This window comes from Cellulosimicrobium sp. ES-005, assembly GCF_040448685.1.
Classification (GTDB): domain Bacteria; phylum Actinomycetota; class Actinomycetes; order Actinomycetales; family Cellulomonadaceae; genus Cellulosimicrobium; species Cellulosimicrobium cellulans_G.
Window position 1 is genome coordinate 3,188,151 of record NZ_CP159290.1, and the last position, 25,059, is coordinate 3,213,209.

Here is a 25,059-nt window from a genome sequence, read left to right on the forward strand (position 1 = left end):
GGGCGAATCGGCAACGGAGGAGCAGGGCGAGGCCGCGACGGCACACGGCAGTGTCCGGTCGGCGCGGTCGTGCCCCGGGGGGCACAGTCCCTGGAGAACGGCATCGTGATCAGGATCGGCATCGTGGAGGACGACCCCGCGAGCAGCGCGCTGCTCGTGGAGTACCTGCGACGGTACGAGCGCGAGCACGACGAGCAGTTCGCGGTCGCCATGTTCACCGACGGCGAGCAGGTCGTCGCCGGGTACCGGCCCGACTTCGACATCCTGCTCCTCGACGTCGAGATGCCGCACCTGGACGGGTTCAGCGCCGCGCAGCGCATCCGGCAGGTCGACGCCGACGTCGTGCTGATCTTCATCACGAACATGACGCAGCACGCGATCAAGGGCTACGAGGTCGACGCGCTGAGCTACATGCTCAAGCCGCTGCGGTACTTCGCGTTCTCGCAGGAGCTCAAGCGGTCGGTCGCGCGGCTCCGGCGCCGGTCGGCGGACTACCTGCTGCTCGCGGTCGACGGCGGTCTCGCCCGCGTGTCGACCGACGACATCGTCTTCCTCGAGAGCGCGAAGCACCGGACGACCGTGCACACGGTGGACGGACGGTACTCCGTCGTCGGGCCGCTCAAGGCGCTCGAGGCGCAGCTCGAGGGCAAGGACTTCTTCCGCAGCAACAGCGGCTACCTCGTCAACCTGCGGCACGTGCTGGCCATCCAGGGCAGCAGCGTGCTCCTGGTGGGCGGGCACGACCTGCTCATCAGCCGGGCCCGCAAGAAGGCGTTCCTCGCGGCGCTCACCGACTACCTCGGGGCGCGGCGCGCATGACCCAGGCACCCTCGATCCTGGAGACCCTGCCGGACATCCCGCGCGCGCTGACCGGGCTGGCCGAGTGGCTCGCGTGCCTCGTCTACGTGCTCCTGCGGCGACCGCGGCTCCCGCGCCCGCGCCTCGTCCTCCTCGCCGCCGCGGCGCTCGGCGCGCAGGTCGGCGTGCAGGCCCTCGCCGACCTGCTCCCGCGGCAGCTCTGGACCGTGGGCATGGCGGCCGCGGTCGCGTGCATGTACGGGTTCATCGTCGCGGCGGCGCGCGTCTCGGCACGGGACGCCGGGTACTTCGCGGCCCGCGCGCTCGTGCTCGCCGAGCTCGTGGCGGCCCTGCACTGGCAGGTCCACTGCTTCTTCTTCCTCCCCGAGGGGCGGCCCGGCACGGCGTGGCAGGTCGCGTTCTTCGTCCTCGTCTACGCGGTCGGGTACGGGGTCGCGTACGTCGTCGAGTCCCGGCACTTCCGCCCCGACCAGGAGCTCGACGTCACGGTCGGCGAGCTCGCGTCGGCCGTCGCGATCGCGCTCGTCACGTTCTTCATGAGCAACATCAGCTTCCTCAACGCCAACACCCCCTTCAGCGGGCGCCTCGGCCTGGAGATCTTCTACATCCGCACGCTCGTCGACCTGTGCGGGTTCGTGGCGCTGTACGCGCAGCAGGGCCAGCGGCTCCAGCACCAGGCGCGGTCGGAGGTGCGGGCGATCGACGAGATGCTCCGCCGCCAGCACGAGCAGTACCTGCAGTCCAAGCGGAACATGAAGATCGTCCACCGCAAGTACCACGACCTCAAGCACCAGATCGGGGTGATCCGCGCCGAGGTCGACCCGCGACGCCGGGCGTCCTACCTGGACGACCTGGAGGCCAGCATCTCGGGTCACGCCCGGCAGGCGGACACCGGGAACGGGGTGCTCGACGTCATCCTCACGACGAAGAGCCAGGAGTGCGCCGAGCGCGACATCGACCTCACGTGCGTGGTCGACGGCGCGCTGCTCGACTTCATGTCCGCCATGGACGTCGCCGCGGTGTTCGGCAACGCGCTGGACAACGCGATCGACGGCGTCATGGCGGTGCCCGAGCCGGAGCGGCGGATCATCAAGGTCGCCGTCTACGCGCGCGACCGGTTCGTGCTGCTCACGGTGGAGAACTACTTCTCCGGCGAGCTCCACACGGAGGGCGGCGACATCGTCACGCGGCGCGCCGACCGGACCCGGCACGGGTACGGCCTCAAGTCCATCCGGTACACCGCGGAGAAGTACGGCGGCTCCATGACGGTCAACACCGAGGACCGCTGGTTCCTGCTGCGCGTGCTGCTCCCGCTGCCGCAGGACCGGCCGCCCACCGCCGCCGCCCGGCGGTCGGCCACGTCTGGGTCCACCACCGCGTAGGCCTTCCGGGCCCGACCCGACGGGACCTCCGGCCCCGCGCCGTGACCCCGTCGTGACCTCGCCGACCGATCGTGCACGCAAAGCGACGGTTCGTGCACCGCGCCGCCCGGGCCGCCCGGGCCGTCCATAGCGTGGCGGCGCGGCTCAGGACCACGACGTCCGGGCCTCGACGGGTTCGCAGAGCTCGCTCAGCCACGCACGTGCCCCGGTGGGGCGGCGGGGACGGCGCGGTGGCCGACGAGCGCGGAGACGACAAGGGAAGGTCGATGAGGACAACGACAACGGCGGGAAAGCTCGACGGCAGGGCGGCGCGCGTCCGGGGAGCGGCGGCGCTCGCGGGCCTGGCCCTCGTGGCCACCGCGGGGTGCACGGCCGGCACCCCGGACGAGGAGAAGGCGTCGGACGCGTTCACCACGCGGGAGGTCACCGACGGGACCACGGCCTTCGTGGTCGTCGACAACCCGGGTGACGGCCCCACGCTCTCCTACGGCGCGGACAGCGCCGTCGAGCTGCTGACCGAGGAGGTCGACGGTCAGGAGTACGCGTTCAAGGACATGAACGCGAACGGGACGCTCGACACCTGGGAGGACTGGCGCGAGAGCGCGCAGGACCGCGCCGCGGCGCTGTCCGAGGAGCTGACGATCGAGCAGATCGCCGGCCTCATGCTGTTCAGCTCGCACGAGCGGTCGCCCGCCGACGGGCTGACCGACGCGCAGAAGGAGTACCTGACGGACTCCCACCTGCGCAACGTGCTCAACGCCGGCCCGAACGACGTCGAGGCCAACGTCACCTGGTCCAACCAGATGCAGGCCTTCGCCGAGTCGCTCGCGACCGCGGACGAGCCCTACGTGCCGGTGAACTTCAGCTCCGACCCGCGCTCGACCGCCGGCGCCTCGGACTACAACGCCTCGGGCGACATCTCCCGGTGGCCGTCGAACCTCGGCCTCGCGGCGACGTTCGACGCGGAGCAGACGCGGAAGTTCGCGGAGGCGGCGTCCGCCGAGTACCGCGCGCTGGGCATCGCCACGGCGCTCAGCCCGCAGATCGACCTCGCGACCGAGCCGCGCTGGCTGCGCGTGGACGGCACGTTCGGCGAGGACGTCGCCCTCAGCACCGAGATGGCCCAGGCCTACGTGAGCGGCTTCCAGGGCACCCCGGGCCAGGAGGGCTGGGGGACCGAGTCGGTCAACGCGATGATCAAGCACTGGGCCGGCGACGGGCCGGGCGAGGGCGGTCGCGAGTCCCACACGACCGCGGGCAAGTACGGCGTGTACCCGGGCGGCAACTTCGACCAGCACACCGAGCCGTTCGTCGGGGCGCTCGACGCGGCGGCGGTCATGTCCGCCTACTCGATCGCGCTGGACGGCGAAGGGCAGCCGCTGTTCGGCGAGCGCGTCGGCTCGGCCTACGACTCGAAGCGCCTGAGCATCCTGCGCGACGACAACGGCTACGACGGCGTCGTCGTCACGGACTGGGGCGTCACCGCCGGCGGCACCACGGACCCCGACGCGATGATCGGGACGTCGTGGGGCGTCGAGGACCTCACGGTCGAGGAGCGCCACTACGCGATCCTCAAGAACGGCGTGGACATGTTCGGCGGCAACAACGCCGTCGAGCCCGTCCTGGCGGCCCACGAGCTGTGGCAGCAGGACTTCGAGGCGGGGACGAACGACGTCGACGCCGACACCCGCTTCCGCCAGTCCGGCACGCGCATCCTCACCATGCTGTTCCAGCCGGGACTCTACGAGAACCCGTACCTCGACCTCGACGCCTCCACGGCGACGGTCGGCAGCGAGGACAAGGTCGACGCCGGCTACGAGGCGCAGCTCGACTCCGTCGTCATGCTGAAGAACGACGGGACCGTCGCGGCCTCGGACGCCGAGGCGTGGAAGGACAAGACGGTCTACATCCCGCGGTCCTACGACACCGGCTTCGCCGGCGTGTTCGGCCCGGGCGAGTACACCGAGGGCACGGGCATCACGCAGGAGACCGCCGAGGAGTACTTCGGGAAGGTCGTCACCGACGAGGCCGTGACGGACGCCGACGGCAAGGTCACGAGCTACACCGCGCCGGACCTGTCCGACGTCGACCTCGTGCTCGTGGGCATGAAGAGCCCCAACAACGGCAACCCGTTCTCGCAGGCCGGCCACGACAGCGAGACCGGCGAGTGGTACCCGCTCTCCCTGCAGTACCGCCCGTACACCGCCGACGGCGCGAACGTGCGCCAGACGTCGATCTCCGGCGACCTGCTCCCGGACGGGACGCAGGAGAACCGGTCCTACTACGGCAAGACCTCGCGGATCGCGAACGAGTCGGACCTCGACGCGTTCGACCGGGCGCTCGCGGCCGTCGAGGCGTCGGGCAAGGACATCCCGGTGATCACCGTCCTCAAGGCGACGAACCCGACCGTCCCGGCCGAGTTCGAGTCGCGGTCCGACGCGATCCTCGTCGGCTTCGGGGTGAGCGACCAGGCGCTCATCGAGTCGGCCCTCGGCCTGCACGAGACGCAGGGCCGGCTGCCGATCGGCTTCCCGGCCTCCATGGACGCGGTCGAGAAGCAGCTCGAGGACGTCGGGGAGGACGCCGAGCCCTACACCGACGCGGCGGGCAACGCGTACGCGTTCGGCTTCGGCCTGAACTTCAGCGGGCCGATCACGGACTGACGGACCGCACGGGCGGGCGGGCGCACGAGCGGCCGCCCGTCCGGGGCGGACGGCGCCCGCCCGGCGCCGTCCGACCCCGACCAGGCCGCGGGGTGGGCCCGCGGCACGAACGAACCAAGGAGCAGGAAGTGAAGCGGAACAAGGCGCTGACCACGGGGATCGGGCTGCTCGTCGCCGTCACGGGGGCCTTCGGGCTGACGGCGTGCGGGAGCGGCGACGACTCCGCCGCCGGGCCGTCGTCGTCCGAGAGCCAGGCGACCGACGTCGACGTGGCGACCGACCTCGAGAACGCGCGCACGGCGGTCGCCGACGCGCTCGCGGAGGACGACAGCTGGGCGCAGATCATGCTCGCCAGCGACGTCAAGGAGCCGACCGTGAAGTACGGCCTCCTCGTGGTGCCCTTCGTCCCCTCGGACGCCGCCTCGCGCGTCCAGGGCACGGTCGACATCAAGGACGGGAAGTACACGATCGAGGCCGACTCCGCCGCGACCGGCGAGACGTGGCAGATCGACCAGGACGGCACCATCACCCCGGCCGGGGAGTAGCCACCCGTGCCTCGCCCGTCCGGCGGGCTCGTCCGGTCCGCCGGGCGGCACGTCGGACGGACGAGGCACCCCCCCGCGCACGGGTCGCGCACGACGACGACCGTCCGTGCCGCAGAAACGACCGATCGTGCAGCCGCGGCGGGCGGCGCCGTACCCCGCTCCTAGCCTGAGGAACGGGCCCGCACTCGAGGAGGAATGCAGTGAACGCCAGGGCGAAGAACGCCGACGGTGGCAGGACGCCGATGTCGAACAAGAAGTTCCTGTGGATCTGGGTACCCGTGCTCGCGACGGTGACCGTGCTCGTCGTCGTCGCGAACGTCGCGCTCAACGTCGCGGGCGGCTGGGTCGCGTCCCAGCTCGGGTCCGGCACCTACACGTTCACCAACTCCGAGGAGTCCTCGGGCTGGGACACCGAGTACTACACGGCCGAGCACGACAGCCAGGAGTCCGTCAACGAGGCCGCCAAGGCGCTCGTCGAGGAGATCGCCGCGGGCGGCATCGTCCTCGCGAAGAACGAGGCCGGCGCGCTGCCCCTCGCCGCGGACGCCCGCGTGACGATGCTGGGCCGCGCGTCCGCCGACCCGGTGTTCGGCGGCTCGGGCTCCGGATCGGTCGACACGAACTCCGCGGTGACCGTCCGCGGCGGGCTCGAGAACGCGGGCCTCACGGTCAACGACCAGGTCTACGCCACGATCGAGGCGTTCGCGGCGGAGAACCCGCGCGGCCACATCGAGATGGACAACCCCGACGCGTCGAGCTACACGATCGGCGAGCTGCCGGTCGGCGAGTACGAGGCGCAGTCCGGGACGTTCGCCGAGTTCGGCGACGCCGCGGTCGTCACGATCGGCCGCCCCGGCGGCGAGGGCGGCGACCTCACGCGCGACATGACGGGCTGGGACGACAACGCCGAGCCGGGGCAGCACCAGCTCGAGCTGAACAAGGACGAGAAGGACCTGATCGCGCTCGCGAAGGCGAGCTTCGACACGGTCGTCGTGGTCGTCAACGCGTCGACGACCCTCGAGCTCGGCGAGCTGCAGGCCGACCCCGAGGTCGACGCGATCCTGCTCGCGGGCTCGCCCGGCGCCACCGGCTTCAACGCCCTGGGGACGATCCTCACGGGCGAGGTCAACCCGTCGGGCCGCACGACCGACGTCTGGGCCGCGGACTTCACCGCCGACCCGACGTTCGCGAACTTCGGCAGCTTCTTCTACTCGAACATCGAGGCCTCCTACCCGGTCTCCGCGGTCGAGAAGGCGACGTCCAACGCGACCGTCACGAGCAACGCCCCGTTCGTCGACTACACCGAGGGCATCTACGTCGGGTACCGCTACTACGAGACCGCGGCGGCCGAGGGCTTCGTCGACTACGACGACGCGGTGGTCTACCCGTTCGGCTACGGCCTGAGCTACACCGACTTCGCGTGGGCGGTCACGGGCACCGAGGCGGGCGACGTCGACGGGACCGTCGCGGTCACGGTCGAGGTGACGAACACGGGCACGGTCGCCGGCCGCGACGTCGTCGAGCTCTACTACTCGGCGCCGTACACGCCGGGCGGGATCGAGAAGTCCGAGGTCGTCCTGGGCGACTTCGCCAAGACGGGCGTCATCGAGCCGGGCGCGAGCGAGACCGTGACCCTGGAGATCGCGGTCGAGGACATGGCGTCCTACGACCACCTGGACGCGAAGGCGTACGTCCTGGAGGCGGGCGACTACACGCTCAGCCTGCGCACCGACTCCCACACCGTCGCGGCGGGCACCGCGCCGATCACGTACCCGGTCGCGTCCGACGTCGTGTACGCGGGCGAGGAGCACCGCGCGTCGGACCTCGCCGAGGTGACCAACCGGTTCGACGACGTCTCGGCGCGCTTCAGCGCCGACGGCGCGGACGGCACGGTCGTCCCGATGTCCCGCGCGGACTTCGCGGGCACGTTCCCGCAGGCCCCGACGGCGGAGCAGTCGGTCGCCGACGAGGCCACGCAGGACGGCTTCGCCGCCTGGGACTACGACGCCGAGGCCGCCGCGTTCGACGGCGAGATGCCGACGACGGGCGAGCGCTCCGACCTGACGCTCGTCGACCTGCGCGGGCTGCCCAAGGACGACCCGCAGTGGGACGAGCTGCTCGACTCGCTGACGGTCGGCGACATGACGGACATGCTGCTGAACGGTGCGTACCAGACGGCCGCGATCGCCTCGATCGCCAAGCCGCAGACGGTCGAGCCGGACGGACCGGCGGGCTTCTCGTCCTTCATCAACTCGTCGATCAACGGCGTCGCCTACCCGTCCGAGGTCCTCATCGCGCAGACGTGGGACGTCGACCTCGGCACCGCCATGGGCACGATGATCGGCGAGGAGGCGCTCCAGAAGGGCCTCAACGGCTGGTATGCGCCGGCGGTGAACCTGCACCGCTCGCCCTTCGGCGGCCGCAACTTCGAGTACTACTCGGAGGACCCGCTCCTCTCGGGCCGGATGGCCGCCGCCGTGTCGAACGGCGCGGCGAGCAAGGGCGTCTACACGATGCTCAAGCACTTCGCGCTCAACGAGCAGGAGACGAACCGCGTCGACAACGGCCCCGCGACCTGGGCGACCGAGCAGACGATCCGCGAGATCTACCTCAAGCCGTTCGAGCTCGCGATCAAGGACGTCTCCCTGGACGTCCGCTACATCGCGGACGACGAGGGCACGATCGAGGAGACGACGGTCGGGGCGCTCGGCATCATGAGCTCGTTCAACCGCATCGGCGCGACGTGGACGGGCGGCTCGAAGCCGCTCATGACGGACGTGCTGCGCGGGGAGTGGGGCTTCGAGGGCTTCGCGATCACGGACTTCAACCTGTACCCGTACATGAACCCCAACGAGGGCCTCGACGGGGGCACGGACCTGACGCTCACCTTCCAGCCGTCGAAGTCGTTCGGCGACACGACGTCCGCGAAGGCCGTCACGGACATCCGGAACGCGACCCACAACATCCTGTTCACGGTGGCCAACTCGAACGCCATGAACGGGCTCGCCCCCGGCGCGACGGTCACCTACACGCCGCCCACCTGGGTCTACGTCCAGATCGGCGTGTCGGTCCTGCTCGGGCTGCTCGTCCTGGTCGGCGCCTTCCTCGTGGTCCGGCGCGTCCGCCGGCACCGGTCGGCGGCCGAGGAGGTCGCCGCACCCGCCTCCGAGCCGGCGGTCCCCGCCGCCCGGTAGCCGGTGACCACCGGGTCCCCGGGGCGGGCGACCGCCCGGGGACCCGGCACCCGGCTCCGTCGGGCCGGTGGCGCCCACCACCGCCGGCCCGACGCCGGGACCCCGGACCGCCGTCCGGCACCGGGCCCCGCCCCGCACGTCCCGAGCTGCGCCGTCGCCGACGCACCGCCGACGGCAGGCCCCGCCCTGCCCGCAGACCGCTCCGACAGACCCCGCACGACCCACGACCACGCAAGGAGAGCACCGTGCAGCTCCACGGCGAGACCACCGCCGCGGCCGGCGAGACGGCCTCGGCACCGGGCACGACGACCGCGACGACCGGCGTCGTCCCGACCGCGAGCCTGACGCTCCTGGAGAAGGCCGCGCTCCTGACGGGGAAGACCGTGTGGGAGACGCACGACGTCCCGCGGCTCGGCATCCGCTCGCTGTGGCTGGCCGACGGCCCGCACGGCGTGCGCAAGCAGCTCGGCGCGGCCGACCACCTCGGCATCGCGGCCTCGCAGGAGGCCACGTGCTTCCCGACGGCCGCCGCCGTGGCGAACACGTGGGACGTCGAGCTGGCCGAGCGCGTGGGCGCCGCGCTCGGCGCCGAGGCCGCGGCGCAGGACGTGGACGTGCTGCTCGGCCCGGGCCTCAACATCAAGCGGTCGCCGCTCGGCGGGCGCAGCTTCGAGTACTTCTCCGAGGACCCGCTGCTCGCGGGCCGGATGGCCGCCGGGTACGTGCGCGGCATCCAGTCCCAGGGCGTCGCCGCGTGCCCCAAGCACTTCGCGGCGAACTCCCAGGAGCTGCGCCGCATGGTCTCGGACTCCGTGGTCGACGAGCGGACGCTGCGGGAGGTGTACCTCACGGCGTTCGGGATCGTCGTCGCGGAGGCCCGGCCCCGGACGATCATGTCCTCCTACAACCTCGTCAACGGCGTGTACGCCCACGAGGACCCGTTCCTCCTCACCCAGGTGCTGCGCCGCGAGTGGGGCTTCGACGGCGCCGTCGTCTCCGACTGGGGCGGGTCCAACGACGTCGTCGCGGCCGCGGCGGCGGGCGGGACGCTCGAGATGCCGGCGGCCGGGCTCGGCTCGGCGCGCCAGCTCGTGGACGCGGTCCGGTCCGGACGCCTCGACGAGGCCGACCTCGACGCGCGCGCCGACGAGGTGCTGCGCCTCGTGGCGGAGGCCCGCGAGCCGGGCACCGCCCCCGCCGTCGACGCCGACACGCACCACGCGCTCGCCCGCGAGGTCGCGGCGCGCTCGGCGGTGCTGCTCAAGAACGACGAGGCGATCCTGCCGCTCGCCGCCGGGACGCGCGTGGCGGTCGTCGGCGACTTCGCGCGCACCCCGCGCTACCAGGGCTCCGGCTCGTCCGCGGTGAACCCGACGCGTCTCGACAGCGTGCTCGACGTGATCGGGGACTCAGGCCTCGACCTGACGGCCTTCGCCCCCGGCTTCCGCCGCGACGGCACGCCCGACCCCGCGCTGCGCGACGAGGCCGTCGAGGCCGCGCGCGGCGCCGACGTCGTGCTCCTCTTCCTCGGCCTGGACGAGATCGCCGAGTCGGAGGGGCTGGACCGCTCGACGATCGCGCTGCACCGGTCGCAGGTCGAGGTGCTCCAGGCCGTGGCCGCGGCCAACCCCGCCACGGTCGTGGTGCTCGCGGGCGGCGGCGCGATCTCGACCCCGTGGCTCGGCTCCGCCCGGGCGCTCGTGCACGGCTACCTCTCCGGCCAGGCCGGTGCCGGCGGGATCCTCGACGTGCTCACGGGCGTCGTCAACCCGTCCGGGCGGCTCGCCGAGACGCTGCCCGTGCGTCTGGCGGACACCCCGACCGCCGGCGCGTTCCCCGCGACCGGGCGCACCGCCGTCTACCGCGAGGGCCTGTACGTCGGCTACCGGTACTACACGAGCGCCGACGTCCCCGTGGCGTTCCCGTTCGGGTTCGGGCTCTCCTACACGACGTTCGCGCACTCCGGGCTCGTGGTCGACACGGACCCCGCGGCGGACCCGGCGACGGATCGCGCGACGGTCACGGCGACCGTGACCGTGACGAACACCGGGACGGTCGCCGGGGCCGACGTCGTGCAGGTCTACGTGCGCCGCGAGACGCCGGGCGTCCACCGCCCGGTGCGCACGCTCGCCGGGTTCGCGCGGGTCGAGCTCGCGCCCGGCGAGTCGCGCACGGTCACCGTGCCCCTCGGAGAGGCGGCGTTCCGGCACTGGGACGTCGCGACGGGCGCGTGGCAGGTCGAGCAGGGCGCGTGGTCGGTGCTGGTCGGCTCCCACGTGGACGACCTGCCGCTCGGGGCGACGGTCGAGCTCGCCGGCACCGTGCCGCCCCGCACCGAGGACGACCTGCCGGAGCCGTACCGCACCGGGCGCGTCCACGACGTGTCGGACGCTCAGTTCGCGGCGCTCCTGGGTCGCCCCGTCCCGACGGCGGCCTGGTCCGGTCCCCTCGGCGTCAACGACCCGCTGTCGCGCCTCGCGGACGCGCGCTCGCCGCTCGCCCGCCTCGCGTTCCGGATCCTGTCCTGGCGGCGCGACGCCGCGGACCGCAAGGGGACGCCGGACCTCAACATCCTGTTCCTGCTCAACATGCCGTTCCGGGCCATCGGGAAGATGACCGGCGGCCTGGTCGACGCCGCGATGGTCGAGGGCATCCTCCGCATCGTCAACGGCCACCTCTTCCGCGGCACCGGCGCCGTCCTGCGCGGGTTCGTCCGCAACCGCCGTGCCGACCGTCGCACCGCGCGCACCCTCCGCGGCGACGCCTGACCTGCTCGAAGGGAAGACCCATGTTCACCCGCCTCCGCGACGCCTGGCGCCGGTTCTCCGAGAAGCGCCCCGGGACCGCCCAGTTCGTCGTGTTCTTCGTGCTGAGCAACGGCATCACCGTGCTCCAGCTCGCGCTCATGCCCCTCATCAAGTGGGTCTTCGGCATGACCGCCCTGGTGGACGTGGCGTTCCAGGTCTGGCCGATCGGGACGAACCCGGACGGGTCGACGTACTACGTCTTCGACTACGCCGCAGGCCCGCTCCCGGGCGGTGGCGGTGGGCTGGCATACTTCCTCGCCGTGCAGATCACCTTGCTGGTGGCGCAGGTGATCAACTTCTTCGCTCAGCGCAACATCACGTTCAAGTCCAACTCGTCGGTCGCGAAGGCGGCGCTCTGGTACACCATCGCGTACGTCGTCATCTCCGTCGCCGCCGCCGCCGCGCAGGGCCTGTACAAGACGCCGATCTACGAGCTGTTCATCGACACGTGGGGCCTGGGCGCCGCGGGCGAGACCCTCGCGGACTTCACCACGATGATCATCAACGCGGCGATCTCGTTCTGGGTGTTCTTCCCGATCTTCAAGGTCATCTTCAAGCAGGTGCCCGAGGTGCCGGCCACGCCGGAGGCGGCGCCCGCCGGAGAGGTGCGTGCGTCGTGACCCCGCTCCTGACCGTCGTCGTCCCGGCGTACAACGCCGAGCCCTACCTGGCGCGCGCCCTCGACTCGCTCGTCGGGTTCGGGCCCGAGGTGGAGGTGCTCGTCGTCGACGACGGCTCGACCGACGGCACCGCGGCGCTCGCGCAGGGCTACGCCGACCGGCACCCGGGCGAGGTGCACGTGCTCCGCAAGGCCAACGGCGGGCACGGGTCGGCGATCAACACCGGGCTCGACCACGCGCGCGGGGAGTACCTCAAGGTCGTGGACGCCGACGACTGGGTGGACCGCGCCGCGCTCGCCCAGGTGCTCGCGACGCTGCGCGGGTTCGTGCGCCGGTTCGTGGACGCCGGGACCCCCGGCGGCGAGCCCGTCGACCTGCTGGTCAGCAACTTCGTGTACGAGAAGGTCGGCAAGCGCGTGAAGACGGCCGTCCGGTACCGCGGCGCGCTGCCGCGCGGGCGCGTGCTCACGTGGTCGCAGACCCGCCGCTTCGCCAAGCGGCAGTACATGATGATGCACGCCCTCATGTACCGGACCCAGGTGCTGCGCGACGCGGGCCTGCGGCTCCCCGAGCACACGTTCTACGTGGACAACCTGTACGCGTTGGTGCCGCTCGCGCACGTGCGCACGCTGTACTACCTCGACGTGGACCTCTACCGGTACTTCATCGGCCGCGAGGACCAGTCCGTGCACGAGGCGGTCATGCTCCAGCGCCTCGACCAGCAGCTCCGCGTCAACTGGCTCATGCTCGAGCACGTCTCCCGGACGCCCGTGACCGACCGCCGTCTGCGCCGCTACCTGCTGCACTACGTGGAGATCATCTGCGCGGTGTCGTCGATCCTGCTGGTCCGTGCCGGGACGCCCGCGTGCCTCGTGGAGAAGGAGCGGCTCTGGTCGCGCCTGCGCGCCCAGGACCCCGAGCTCTACCACCAGGTGCGCTGGTCGGGCCTCGGGCAGATCGCCAACCTCCCCGGCCCGGCGGGCCGGCGCGTGACCGTCCTGGCCTACCGGGTCGCGCAGCGCGCCATCGGCTTCAGCTGACGTCCCGCGGCCCGACGCCCGGAGCGGCGTCGCCGCGGACGCGCAGCCGTCCGCGTCAGCGGGCGCCGCGACGCTGCTGCTCGATGAGGGGGCGCAGGCGGTACGGGATGAGCTCGCCCATCGACAGCGAGGTCTCCGTGCGCTCGACGCCGTCGATGGCGAGGATCGCCGCGTCGATGCGGAACAGGTGGTCGGTGTCGCGGCACGCGACGGTGACGCGCAGGTCGGCCGTCCCGCTGCGCCCGAACGCCTGCACGACCTCGGGGATGCGCGCGACGTCGTCGACGATCCGGGCGAGCTCCTTCTGCCGCACCTGGACCTCGACGAACGCCGTGAGCGGGTGCCCGAGCACGTGCGGGTCGATCCGCCGGTCGAGCGCGAGGAACGCGCCCTCGGCCTCGAGCCGTGCGAGGCGTGCGGCGACGGTGTTGCGGGAGATCCGCAGACGGTCGGCGAGCGCGACGATCGTCGCCCGCGGGTCGTCGGCGAGGGCGAGCAGGAGGTCGAGGTCGACAGCGTCGGCGCTGTGCATGCTGCTCACCCTAGCCGAGTGACGGCGGTCACACTGCGCAGCGTGTCGGAGGTCGGTGGAGCCATGTGCGTGGCAGGGGTTACGTTCGCCCTACCTCGGTCCTCGACGGTGAGGACCGGCTCCCCGAGGTGAGGTGGCGACGATGCCCAGCGAACCTGCGGTGCGGACCGGACCGACGGCGGCGACCCCGCCGAAGGCGCAGAACGGTCACCGGGCGGCAACCCCGCGCGACGCACGAGCAGACCGGAAGACCATGGCCCACGACGTGCGCCCGGACACGCCCGCCGCCCGGCGCGCGGGTGCTCCGGGCAGGCCGCCCCGCGCCGGTGGCGCTCCCCGAGACGTCGGGGACACGCCGTCGGGCACGACCCCGACCCTGCGCGTGCTGACCGAGGACGGCACGCGGCTCCCGGAACCCGAGCTCGACCGGTGGCTCGCCGGCCTCGACCCCGCGGCGCCCGACGAGGCCGCGCGCGAGGCCGCCCGGACGACGCTCCTGCGGCTCTACGAGGACATGGTCGTCGCGCGGCGCATCGACGCCGAGGCGACGGCCCTCCAGCGGCAGGGCGAGCTCGCGCTCTGGCCCCCGCTCCTCGGGCAGGAGGCGGCCCAGGTCGGCTCGGCGCGCGCGCTGCGCGACGACGACTTCGTCTTCTCCTCCTACCGCGAGCACGCGGTCGCGCGCGTGCGCGGCGCCGAGCTCGTCGACCTCGTGCGCGTGTGGCGCGGCGTCGCGGTCTCCGGCTGGGACCCGTACGCGATCGGCATGGCGTCGCCGCAGGTCATCATCGGCGCGCAGACGCTCCACGCGACCGGCTGGGCGATGGGCGTGCAGAACGACGTCGACGCGGGCCGGGTCGACGCGGCCGCCGGGTTCCCGGTGGGAGTCGCGTACCTCGGCGACGGCGCGATGAGCCAGGGCGACGTCAACGAGGCGTTCGTCTTCGCGTCCACGTACCGCTCGCCCGTCCTCTTCTTCTGCCAGAACAACCAGTGGGCGATCTCGGAGCCGGTCGCGCTGCAGTCGCGCGTCCCGCTCGCCGAGCGCGCCCGCGGGTTCGGCATGCCGGGCGTGCGGGTGGACGGCAACGACGTCCTCGCGGTGCTCGCCGTGACGCGCGCCGCGCTCGACCAGGCCCGCCACGACGGCGGCCCGACGCTGATCGAGGCCGTCACCTACCGCATGGGCCCGCACACCACGGCCGACGACCCGAAGCGGTACCGCGACGCCGCGGAGGTCGAGGAGTGGACCGGGCGCGACCCGATCGCGCGGTTCGAGGCGTACCTGCGCTCCGTCGGCGTGCTCGACGACACGGGGGCGGCCCGGGTGCAGGGCGTCGCCGACGCCGCGGCGGCCGAGCTGCGTGCCGGGTGCGTCGCACTCACCGACCCGCCGCCGCTGTCGCTCTTCGACCACGTCTACGCCGAGCCGCACCACGCTCTGGAGCGCGAGCGCGCCGAGTACGCGCACTACCTGGCGTCGTTCGGGGACGGGGACGACGGCGCGGGTGGGCCGGGCGCCGCGGGCGACCGGGCGGCGTCGGGCACCGGGACCGTGACGGGGGTGGCGCGATGAGCACCCTCACCGTGGCGAAGGCGCTCGGCGCGGGGCTGCGCCGCGCGATGACGGACGACGACCGCGTGGTCGTCATGGGCGAGGACGTCGGCCGCCTGGGCGGCGTCTACCGCGTGACCGACGGGCTCCAGGCGGAGTTCGGGCCGCGGCGCGTGCTCGACACGCCGCTCGCGGAGTCCGGGATCATCGGGACGGCCGTCGGGCTCGCGTACCGCGGCTACCGGCCGGTGTGCGAGATCCAGTTCGACGGCTTCGTGTTCGTCGCGTTCGACCAGATCCTGTCCCAGCTCGCGAAGATGCACGCCCGCACCGGCGGGAAGGTGCGCCTGCCGATCACGATCCGCATCCCGGTGGGCGGCGGCATCGGCGCGGCCGAGCACCACTCGGAGTCGCCCGAGGCGCTGTTCGCGCACACGGCAGGGTTGCGCGTGGTGTCGGTCTCGAACCCCCAGGACGCGTACACCGTGCTCCGCCAGGCCGTCGCGTGCGACGACCCGGTGATCTTCTTCGAGCCCAAGCGCCGGTACCACCTCAAGGGCGAGGTCGATCTCGATCCCGTCGACCCGCTGCCGATGGACCGGGCGCGCGTCGTGCGCGACGGCCACGACGTCACGCTCGTCACGTGGGGCGGGCTCGTGGGGACCGCGCTCGACGCCGCCGTCGCCGCGTCGGACGACGGCGTGTCCGTCGAGGTGATCGACCTGCGCTCGCTCTCGCCGATCGACCACGACACCGTCGCGGCGTCCGTCCGCAAGACGGGTCGCGTCGTCGTGACGCACGAGGCGCCGCGGCAGGCCGGGCTCGGCGCGGAGATCGCCGCTACCGTGACCGACCGCTGCTTCGAGTACCTGGAAGCCGCGCCCGTCCGCGTCACGGGCCACGGCATGCCCTACCCGCCCGCGAAGCTCGAGGGCCACTACCTGCCCGACCTCGACCGCATCCTCGACGGCGTCGACCGCGTCCTGGGACGCGTCGAGCCGTTCGTGCCGTCGTCCGTGCCCGACGCCGGTTCACCGGTCGGGGCTCCCGCGTCGCCCGGCGCGCCCCGCGCCGTCGAGGCGGTGGCCCGATGATGACGATGCGCGAGTTCCGCCTCCCCGACCTCGGGGAGGGCCTCACCGAGTCCGACATCGTGAGCTGGCACGTCCACGCGGGCGACCACGTCGAGCTCAACCAGGTCATCGCCGAGGTCGAGACGGCCAAGGCCCTCGTCGACCTCCCGTCCCCGTACACGGGCGTCGTCGCGTCCCTGCACGCGGAGGAGGGCCAGACCGTCACCGTCGGCGACCCGTTGGTGACCTTCGAGATCGACGACGGCACCCCTGCCGCCCCGACCGGGGACAGTGCCCCTCCCACGACTCCCCAGGCTGCCGAACCCGGGGTCGCTCCTCACACGGCTGTCCCCGTGAGGAGAGACCCCGGGCTCGGCGAGCAGGGGGACGACGACGGGCCAGAGCCGAACCTCGTCGGGTACGGGGCCGCGCCGGAGCGTGCGGGCAGGCCCACGCGCCGCCGTCGGGCTCCCGTGTCTGCTGCTGGGCGCGCCGGGGGCCGGCCCGAGCCGGCCGAACCCGGGGTCGCTCCCCAGGCGGTCCCGATCGTGAGGACGGATCCCGGGCTCGACGCCGACCCGACGCCCGGCCGGGTCGGCGAGCGGCCCCGGTCGACGCCGCCGGTGCGGGCGCTCGCGAAGAAGCTCGGTGTGCGCATCGACCGCGTGGACGGCACGGGTCCGGACGGGCTCATCACCCGCGAGGACGTCCTCGCCGCGGTGAGCTGCCACCGCGACGTCGCGCGCCCGCCGCGCGACGTCCACGGCACGCTCACCGCCTCGGCCGCCTCGGCCGCCTCGACCGGCTCGGCCGCGTCGGCCGACGCTCCGTCGGCGACCGCGGACGAGAAGGGAGACGTGGCCCCGGGAGGGCTCGGGCGAGGGGCCACGTCTCCCGTCTCGGCGGCCGCCGGCGTCGACGCGCGGGCCGGGCTCGAGCCCGAGGTCGTGCCGGTGCGCGGGGTGCGCAAGCACACCGCGGCGGCGATGGTGGCGAGCGCGTTCACGGCGCCGCACGCGACGGTGTTCCTCACGGTCGACGTGACGCGCAGCGTCGAGCTCCTGGAACGCCTGCGCACCCATCGCCTCGCGCGCGGCGAGCGGATCACCGTCCTGGCGCTCGCGGCCCGCGCGCTGTGCCTCGCGCTGCCGCGCCATCCCGCGCTCAACAGCGCGTGGCACGACCTCGCGGACGGCACCGCGGAGATCGTGCGGCACCGCCGCGTGCACCTGGGCATCGCGGTCGCGACCGACCGGGGGCTCGTCGTGCCGCACGTGCCCGACGCGCAGGACCTCGACCTGCCCGACCTCGCCGCCGCGCTCACCGACCTCACGGTCACGGCGCGCGACGGCCGCACGACGCCCGAGCGGCTGACCGGCGGGACGATCTCGATCACCAACGTCGGGGTGTTCGGCGTCGACGCGGGCACGCCCATCCTCGTCCCCGGGGAGGCGGCGATCCTCGGCCTGGGCGCGGTGCGCCGTCGGCCCTGGGAGCACGACGGCGCGGTCGCGCTGCGCGACGTCGTCACGCTGAGCCTGTCGTTCGACCACCGCGTGGTCGACGGCGAGCAGGGCGCGCGCTTCCTCGCCGACCTCGGCGCCCTGCTCGAGGACCCGGCCCTCGCCCTCCTGGCGAGCGGTCCGCCCCCCACGGGTGGCGCCCCGTCCGGTCGAACCCTGGATCCCGCCCCAGGATCGGCCGCGCGTGGGGAGCGATCCCGGGTTCGGCAGGGAGGGGTGACCGGATGACCGTCCTGACGAGCGCCGTCGAGCCCGGGTCGGACGCGGCCCGGGCGAACGACGCCGCGCAGCGGGCGCTCGCCGGCGAGCTGCGGGAGCGCACGGCGGACGTCGCGCGCGGGGGCCCGGCGTCGGCGCGTGACCGGCACGTGTCGCGCGGCAAGCTGCTGCCGCGCGACCGCGTCGACCGCCTGCTCGACGAAGGCAGCCCGTTCCTCGAGATCGCGCCGCTCGCCGGGTACGGCGTGGACGACGGCGCGTGGCCGGCCGCGGGCGTCGTCGCGGGTATCGGGGTCGTCAGCGGGCGGCAGGTCATGGTCGTGTGCAACGACGCGACCGTGAAGGGCGGCACGTACCACCCGCTCACGGTGAAGAAGCACCTGCGCGCGCAGGAGATCGCGCTCGAGAACCGCCTGCCGTGCGTCTACCTCGTCGACTCGGGCGGCGCGTTCCTGCCCCGGCAGGCCGAGGTGTTCCCGGACCGTGACCACTTCGGCCGGATCTTCTACCACCAGGCGCGCCTCTCGGCGGCCGGGATCCCGCAGATCTCCGCGGTGCTCGGGTCGTGCACGGCCGGCGGCGCCTACGTGCCCGCGATGAGCGACGAGACGGTCATCGTGCGCAAGCAGGGCACGATCTTCCTCGGCGGCCCGCCGCTCGTGAAGGCGGCGATCGGGGAGGTCGTGACCGCGGAGGAGCTCGGGGGCGGCGAGCTCCACGCGCGTCGCAGCGGCGTCGTCGACCACCTCGCCGACGACGACGAGGACGCGCTCGACACCGTGCGCCGCATCGTCGCGACGCTCCCGCCCGACCCCGCACCCGCGTGGGACGTCGTGGCGAGCATGCCGCCCGCCGTCGGGCATGACGACGCCCGCGCCCCCGGCCAGGGGACGACGAGCGAAGGCTTGTACAGTGCCGTCCCGATCGATGTACAAGCCCCGTACGACCCGCGCGAGATCGTCGCGCGGCTCGTCGACGGCAGCCGGTTCGACGAGTTCAAGCGCGAGTACGGCGACACGCTCGTCACCGGGTTCGCGCGGATCCACGGGCACCCCGTGGGCGTCCTCGCGAACCAGGGCGTGCTGTTCGGGGCGTCGGCGCTCAAGGGAGCGCACTTCGTCGAGCTGTGCGACCAGCGCGGCATCCCCCTGCTGTTCCTGCAGAACATCTCCGGGTTCATGGTCGGCACCGACGCCGAGGCGGGAGGGATCGCGAAGGACGGCGCCAAGATGGTCACCGCCGTCGCGACGACGCGCGTCCCCAAGCTCACCGTGATCGTCGGCGGGTCGTTCGGCGCCGGCAACTACTCGATGTGCGGGCGCGCGTACTCCCCGCGCTTCCTGTGGTCCTGGCCCGCGAGCCGCATCTCCGTCATGGGCGGTCCGCAGGCCGCGTCCGTGCTGGCGACCGTCAAGCGCGACCAGCTCGCCGCGCGCGGCGAGACGTGGGACCCCGACGAGGAGGCCGCGTTCTCCGCCGGGATCCGCGCCGACTACGACGAGCACGGCAGCCCCTACTACGCGACCGCGCGCCTCTGGGACGACGGCGTGATCGACCCCGCCGACACGCGCCGCGTGCTCGGCCTCGCCCTCGGCGTGTGCGCGCGCACGCCCCTCGCCGAGACCTGGACCGGTGACCGGTTCGGCCTCTTCCGGATGTGAGCCGATGACCTCCGACACCCCCCACGAGGCGCCCGCCCGGACGGCGGACCGACCGTCCGAGCGCCCGGCGGACCAGCGCACGGACCAGCCCGGCGGCGGTCCCGGGTTCCGCACGGTCCTCGTCGCGAACCGCGGCGAGATCGCGTGCCGCGTGATCGGCACGCTGCGTCGCCTCGGCGTGCGGTCCGTCGCCGTCTTCTCCGACGCCGACGCCGACGCCCGCCACGTGCGCGAGGCGGACGTCGCCGTCCGGATCGGCCCGGCCTCCGCCGCGCGCAGCTACCTCGACGTCGAGGCGGTCGTCGCCGCGGCCGTCGCGACCGGGGCCGAGGCGATCCACCCCGGCTACGGCTTCCTGTCCGAGAACCCGGCGCTGGCCCGAGCGTGCGAGCGCGCCGGGATCGCATTCGTCGGGCCGGGCGTGGCCGCCCTGGACGCGATGGCGGACAAGCTCGCCGCCAAGCGCCTCGTCGGCGCCCGGGGCGTGCCGGTCGTGCCCGGGGCGGGCGAGCCGGGGATGTCCGACGACGACCTGCTGGCCGCCGCGCACGACGTCGGGTTCCCGCTGCTCGTCAAGCCGTCCGCCGGGGGCGGCGGCAAGGGGATGGTCGTCGTGCGGACGGCCGAGGACCTTCCGGCCGCGCTCGCGTCGGCGCGCCGGGTCGCCGCGTCGTCGTTCGGCGACGACACGCTGCTGCTCGAACGGCTCGTCGAGGCACCGCGCCACATCGAGGTGCAGGTGCTCGCCGACACGCACGGGACCGTCGTCCACCTCGGCGAGCGCGAGTGCTCGCTCCAGCGCCGCCACCAGAAGGTGGTCGAGGAGGCGCCGTCGCCGCTCCTCACCGCGGAGCAGCGCGCCCGCATGGGCGAGGCCGCGTGCGAGGTCGCGCGGTCCGTCGGGTACGTCGGCGCCGGGACGGTCGAGTTCCTCGTTCCCGCCGCGCGCCCCGACGAGTTCTTCTTCATCGAGATGAACACGCGCCTCCAGGTGGAGCACCCCGTGACCGAGATGGTCACCGGCCTCGACCTCGTCGCGCTCCAGCTGCGCGTCGCGGCGGGCGCGCCGCTCGGCGTGGCGCAGGACGACGTCGTGCTCCGCGGCCACGCCGTCGAGGCGCGCCTCTACGCCGAGTCGCCCGAGCGCGGGTTCCTCCCTGCGACCGGCTCGGTCCTGGTCTACGACGACGACGGCGTCCCCGCCGGGCCCGGCGCCTCGCCGCTGCGCCTCGACTCCGGGATCTCCGCCGGTGCGGTCGTCGGGGGTCACTACGACCCGATGCTCGCGAAGGCCGTCGCGTGGGGCGAGTCCCGCGACGAGGCTGTCGACCGGCTCGACGGGCTGCTCGCGCGGACGGTCGTGCTGGGGGTCGAGACGAACACGGCGTTCCTGCGGTCTCTGCTGGCGGACGGTGACGTGCGGGCGGGGCGGCTCGACACGGGGCTGATCGACCGGCTCGTGTCTTCCGGTTCGTCGTCGGGGTCTGTGGTCGGGTCCGGTGAGGGGTCGGGGGGTGTGCGCGCCGTCTACCATCCGCACCCTCGTTCCTCGGGCGCTCCCGCCAGGCCCGACCACGACGGCGCGCACACCCCCCGACCCCTCACCTCTGCGGTCGGCTCGCCCGCCGAGCACGGCAGCGTGCACACCCGCCGTCCCCTCGCCTCGGAGGTTGGTTCGCCCACCGAGCACGAGAGCGTGCACACCCCCCGCGTCCTCACCCCGGAGGTCGGCTCGTTGTCCGACGACGCCGCGTGGATCGATCTCGTGGCCGCGGCGCTGTTCGCGACAACCCCGCGCCGTGCCGAATCCGGGGTTGTCGACAGGTTCGCTGACGATTCGCGCGACCACCCCGGGTTCGGCGGGGCGGCGGGGACGGGCGACGACGATCCGTGGCGGGTCAGGGACGGGTGGCGGCTCAACGCGGCCGCCGCGCCGTGGCGGGTCGTGCTGGTCGATGCCGCTGGGAGTGTGCACGAGGTGCGGGTCTCCGGGTCGGCGCGGGACGCCGTCGTGCAGTGTCCGCAGGCGCGCGACACCGACGGCGGGTGGGGACCCGGCGCCGCGCGGCCGCGTGAGGTGCGGGCGTCGATCGAGCGTGACGCCGGGGACGACGGCGCGTGGTGGCTCACCGTGGACGGCGTCCGGGAGCGCGTGCGGCTGGCGCTCGACGTGCCGTCCGCCGACGGCGAGCCCGCGACGGTGTGGGTGTGGCGCGACGGGCGGACCGTCGCCCTGGCCGCCCCGGACCGGGAGCAGCGCGCCGCGCGGGCGCGGGACGAGCGCCGTCGGGCCCGCGGCGACGCGCCCGGCGCGACCGACCCCGAGGTGCGGGCCGCCATGCCCGGCACGGTGGTGACGGCTGCCGCCGACGGCGAGCCGGTCGCCGCCGGGGCCGTCCTCGTGACGGTCGAGGCCATGAAGATGGAGCACCCGCTCCTCGCCCCGCACGACGGCGTCGCCGACGTGCGCGTGCGCCCCGGCGACCTCGTGCGCCGGGACCAGGTGGTCGCTGTCGTCCACCCCCACGACTCCGGCGCGGCAGACCCCGCCGCCCCGGTCCCGCAACCCGACACCCAGGGAGCATCATGATCGAGGCCGACGTCCTGCTCGACGACGAGCAGCGGAAGCTCAGCCAGGTGGTGCGCGACTTCGCGGACAGCGTCGTCGCGCCCGCCGCCTACCGGTACGACACCGAGCGCCGACTGCCGATGGAGATCATCGCGCAGATGGGGGAGCTGGGGCTGTTCGGGCTCCCGTTCCCGCGCGAGGTCGGCGGTCAGGGCCAGGACTACGTGTCCCTGTGCCTCGCCGTCGAGGCGCTGGCGCGCGTCGACCAGTCCATCGCGGTGACGCTCGAGGCAGGCGTCGGGCTGGGGATCGTGCCGATCTTCCGGCACGGCTCGCGCGAGCAGCAGGAGCGCTGGCTGCCCGACCTCCTCGCCGGGCGGGCGCTCGCGGCGTTCGGGCTCACGGAGGCCGACGCCGGCTCGGACGCGGGCGGCACCCGCACGACCGCGCGGCTCGACGGCGACGAGTGGGTGATCGACGGCTCCAAGCAGTTCATCACCAACTCGGGGACGCCGATCACGAGCCTCGTGACGATCACGGCCGTCACGGGCGAGCACGTCAGCCAGGACGGCGAGGTGCGCAAGGAGCTGTCGAGCATCATCGTCCCCGCGGGCACGCCCGGGCTCGAGGTCGGGCCGTCGTACGACAAGGTCGGGTGGCACACGTCGGACACGCACCCCCTCACGCTCACCGACGTCCGCGTGCCCGCCGGAAACCTGCTCGGCGAGCGCGGCCGCGGGTACGCGAACTTCCTCCGCGCGCTCGACGAGGGGCGCATCGCGTTCGCCGCGCTGGCGACCGGCGCCGCGCAGGGCTGCCTCGAGGAGGCGCTGCGGTACGCGAAGGAGCGGGTCGTGTTCGGGCGGTCGATCGGCGAGAACCAGCACGTCGCCTTCACGCTCGCCCGCATGCAGGCGCGCGTCCACACCGCGCGGCTCGCGTGGCTCGACGCCGCGCAGAAGCTCGTGCGCGGCAAGCCGTTCAAGGCGGAGGCGTCGGTCGCCAAGCTCGTCGGCGGCGAGGCGGCGATGGCGAACGCGCGCGACGCGTCGCAGATCTTCGGCGGCTACGGCTTCCTCAACGAGAACCCGGTCGCGCGCCACTACCGCGACGCGAAGGTCCTGGAGGTCGGCGAGGGCACCACCGAGGTGCAGCTGATGGTCATCGCGAGGAGCCTGGGACTGGACGGCTAGGCCACGACCGACGCCGAACACGACATGAAGGACGTTATCCGCCTCTTTCCGTCCTTCATGTCGTGCTCGGCGGCGGGTGAGGTCGTTCTCGGCGGACGTCGCCGAGGCCGAGGTGAGGAGGGAGGAGCAGCATGCGCGAGGTGGTCCAGCGGGGCCTGTACTACGACGAGCTCGAGACGGGCGTGGTGTACCGCCACCGGCCCGGCCGCACGCTCACGGAGGCGGACGACGTCGTCTTCTCCACGCTCACGATGAACCACCAGGCGCTGCACCTCGACGCCGCGTGGGCCGCGACGCAGCCGTTCGGGCAGCGCCTCGTCAACTCGATGATGACGCTGTCCACGCTGGTCGGGCTGTCGGTCGGGCAGGTCACGCAGGGCACGATCGTCGCGAACCTCGGCTTCCGCGAGGTCGAGTTCCCGAAGCCGCTGTTCCACGGCGACACGCTCTACGCAGAGACGGAGGTCGTCGAGAAGCGGCTGTCGGCGTCGCGCCCGGGCCAGGGCGTCGTCACGCTGGAGCACCGCGGACTCAACCAGGACGGCGTCCTCGTCGCACGCGCCGTCCGCACCGCGCTCTTCTGGACCCGAGCCGCCCACGAGGCGGCGTCCGCCGCACCCGGGGCCGGGCACCCCGGTGCTGCCGAACCCGGGATCGCTCCCCAGCCCGGCGCCCGCGTGGGGAGGGATCCAGGGCTCGGCGGCGAGAGCGGGTCTCACGACCCCGTCCTGGAGCGCGGCGACGAGGAGGGCGCGTGGTGAGCGACGCCGTCGGCATGCCCCGCACCGTGCCCGACGACGCGGGGTCGCCCGGGTGCGGACTCGGGCCGGCGCTGTTGTTCTGCCCCGGCGACCGGCCGGACCGGTTCGGCAAGGCCGCCGAGCGTGCCGACGCCGTCATTCTCGACCTCGAGGACGCCGTCGCCGCGCCCGCGAAGGACGCCGCGCGGCGGGCGGTCGTCGAGGCGTCCGCGACGCTGGACCCGGCGCGGACGGTCGTGCGGGTCAACGCCGTCGGGACGCGCGAGCACGCGCTCGACGTCGCGGCGCTCGCGGACACGCGGCTGCGCACGGTCATGGTCGCCAAGGCCGGACCGGAGCTGCTGGGCTCGCTCGGTGCGCTCGCGGCCACCCTCCCGGGTGTCCGGGTCCTCGCGCTGTGCGAGACAGCGGCGGGCGTGCTCGCGGCGCCCGAGCTCGCCCGGCGACCCGAGGTCGTCGCGCTCATGTGGGGCGCGGAGGACCTCGTCGCGTCGCTCGGCGGGACGTCGAGCAGGCGTCCGGACGGGAAGTACCGCGACGTCGCGCGGCACGCGCGGTCCGCGGTGCTCCTCGCCGCCGGTGCCGCGGGCAAGGCCGCGGTCGACGCCGTGCACGTCGACGTCGGCGACCTCGACGGGCTGCGGGCCGAGGCCGAGGACGCCGCCGCGTCCGGGTTCGCCGCGACCGCGTGCATCCACCCGAGCCACGTCCCCGTGATCCGCGCCGCCTACGCCCCGACGCCGCAGGAGGTGGCCACGGCGCGGGCGCTGCTCGACGCGGCGGCCGCGAACCCCGGCGGCCCGGACGCCGTCTTCACGCACGACGGCCGGATGGTCGACGGCCCCGTGCTGCGCCACGCGGAGGCCGTGCTGCGCCGGGCGGCCACCTGACCGGTGCTCCCAT

16 protein-coding genes and 1 pseudogene are annotated in these 25,059 nt (G+C 73.7%); 16 read left to right on the forward strand and 1 reads right to left on the reverse strand.

The genetic code is table 11. The features are described 5' to 3' along the window. The first annotated feature begins 105 nt into the window (after window positions 1-105). From ABRQ22_RS14035 to ABRQ22_RS14070, 8 genes are all read left to right on the forward strand, one after another. Window positions 106-819 carry a LytTR family DNA-binding domain-containing protein gene (locus ABRQ22_RS14035; RefSeq protein WP_253051996.1) on the forward strand — a complete coding sequence of 238 codons (714 nt, stop codon included), beginning with the start codon at window positions 106-108 and terminating at the stop codon, window positions 817-819. After that, complete coding sequence (locus ABRQ22_RS14040) at window positions 816-2,201, forward strand: GHKL domain-containing protein (protein ID WP_353707163.1); 1,386 nt, start codon at window positions 816-818, stop codon at window positions 2,199-2,201. Before ABRQ22_RS14035 ends, ABRQ22_RS14040 begins: the two co-directional genes overlap by 4 nt. A 266-nt stretch (window positions 2,202-2,467) precedes the next feature. After that, window positions 2,468-4,864, forward strand: coding sequence for a glycoside hydrolase family 3 N-terminal domain-containing protein (locus ABRQ22_RS14045; RefSeq protein WP_353707164.1), 2,397 nt, complete (start codon window positions 2,468-2,470; stop codon window positions 4,862-4,864). A 128-nt stretch (window positions 4,865-4,992) separates the two neighbouring features. Further along, a complete protein-coding gene (locus ABRQ22_RS14050) occupies window positions 4,993-5,409 on the forward strand; it encodes a hypothetical protein (RefSeq protein WP_257416728.1) in 417 nt (138 codons plus the stop codon). 200 nt (window positions 5,410-5,609) lie between these two features. Beyond that, window positions 5,610-8,603 carry a glycoside hydrolase family 3 C-terminal domain-containing protein gene (locus ABRQ22_RS14055; protein ID WP_353707165.1) on the forward strand — a complete coding sequence of 998 codons (2,994 nt, stop codon included), beginning with the start codon at window positions 5,610-5,612 and terminating at the stop codon, window positions 8,601-8,603. A 245-nt stretch (window positions 8,604-8,848) separates the two neighbouring features. Then, a complete protein-coding gene (locus ABRQ22_RS14060; RefSeq protein ID WP_353707166.1) occupies window positions 8,849-11,371 on the forward strand; it encodes a glycoside hydrolase family 3 C-terminal domain-containing protein in 2,523 nt (840 codons plus the stop codon). Between the two features lie 20 nt (window positions 11,372-11,391). After that, entirely contained in the window at window positions 11,392-12,030 is a 639-nt protein-coding gene (locus ABRQ22_RS14065) for a hypothetical protein (protein ID WP_353707167.1), read from the forward strand. Beyond that, window positions 12,027-13,070, forward strand: a complete 1,044-nt coding sequence (locus tag ABRQ22_RS14070) for a glycosyltransferase (RefSeq protein WP_353707168.1) — start codon at window positions 12,027-12,029, stop codon at window positions 13,068-13,070. Before ABRQ22_RS14065 ends, ABRQ22_RS14070 begins: the two co-directional genes overlap by 4 nt. Before the next feature lie 55 nt (window positions 13,071-13,125). On the opposite strand, the gene ABRQ22_RS14075 is transcribed toward ABRQ22_RS14070, so the two are convergent. Continuing rightward, a complete protein-coding gene (locus ABRQ22_RS14075; RefSeq protein ID WP_253052015.1) occupies window positions 13,126-13,602 on the reverse strand; it encodes an Lrp/AsnC family transcriptional regulator in 477 nt (158 codons plus the stop codon). Window positions 13,603-13,744: 142 nt separating this feature from the next. On the opposite strand from ABRQ22_RS14075, the gene ABRQ22_RS14080 reads away from it, so the two are divergent. The 8 genes and pseudogenes from ABRQ22_RS14080 to ABRQ22_RS14115 all read left to right on the forward strand — a co-directional run bounded on the left by ABRQ22_RS14080 (window position 13,745) and on the right by ABRQ22_RS14115 (window position 25,046). Beyond that, window positions 13,745-15,178 carry a thiamine pyrophosphate-dependent dehydrogenase E1 component subunit alpha gene (locus tag ABRQ22_RS14080; protein WP_353707169.1) on the forward strand — a complete coding sequence of 478 codons (1,434 nt, stop codon included), beginning with the start codon at window positions 13,745-13,747 and terminating at the stop codon, window positions 15,176-15,178. After that, complete coding sequence (locus ABRQ22_RS14085; RefSeq protein ID WP_353707170.1) at window positions 15,175-16,251, forward strand: alpha-ketoacid dehydrogenase subunit beta; 1,077 nt, start codon at window positions 15,175-15,177, stop codon at window positions 16,249-16,251. The genes ABRQ22_RS14080 and ABRQ22_RS14085 overlap by 4 nt, the downstream gene beginning before the upstream one ends. Further along, a complete protein-coding gene (locus tag ABRQ22_RS14090; protein WP_353707171.1) occupies window positions 16,248-17,981 on the forward strand; it encodes a dihydrolipoamide acetyltransferase family protein in 1,734 nt (577 codons plus the stop codon). Before ABRQ22_RS14085 ends, ABRQ22_RS14090 begins: the two co-directional genes overlap by 4 nt. Then, the gene (locus ABRQ22_RS14095) at window positions 17,978-19,633 is read left to right on the forward strand and encodes a carboxyl transferase domain-containing protein (protein WP_353707172.1); all 1,656 of its coding nucleotides are present in this window, start codon (window positions 17,978-17,980) and stop codon (window positions 19,631-19,633) included. Before ABRQ22_RS14090 ends, ABRQ22_RS14095 begins: the two co-directional genes overlap by 4 nt. A 4-nt stretch (window positions 19,634-19,637) precedes the next feature. After that, entirely contained in the window at window positions 19,638-22,223 is a 2,586-nt protein-coding gene (locus ABRQ22_RS14100) for a biotin carboxylase N-terminal domain-containing protein (protein ID WP_353707173.1), read from the forward strand. Further along, window positions 22,220-23,395 carry an acyl-CoA dehydrogenase family protein gene (locus ABRQ22_RS14105; RefSeq protein ID WP_353707174.1) on the forward strand — a complete coding sequence of 392 codons (1,176 nt, stop codon included), beginning with the start codon at window positions 22,220-22,222 and terminating at the stop codon, window positions 23,393-23,395. The genes ABRQ22_RS14100 and ABRQ22_RS14105 overlap by 4 nt, the downstream gene beginning before the upstream one ends. Window positions 23,396-23,526: 131 nt before the next feature. Then, window positions 23,527-23,985, forward strand: a pseudogene (locus tag ABRQ22_RS14110) (MaoC family dehydratase); the annotation flags it as partial. A 185-nt stretch (window positions 23,986-24,170) separates the two neighbouring features. Then, window positions 24,171-25,046: an aldolase/citrate lyase family protein gene (locus tag ABRQ22_RS14115; RefSeq protein WP_353709553.1), complete on the forward strand. Its 876-nt coding sequence runs from the start codon at window positions 24,171-24,173 to the stop codon at window positions 25,044-25,046. The last annotated feature ends 13 nt before the right edge of the window (window positions 25,047-25,059 follow it).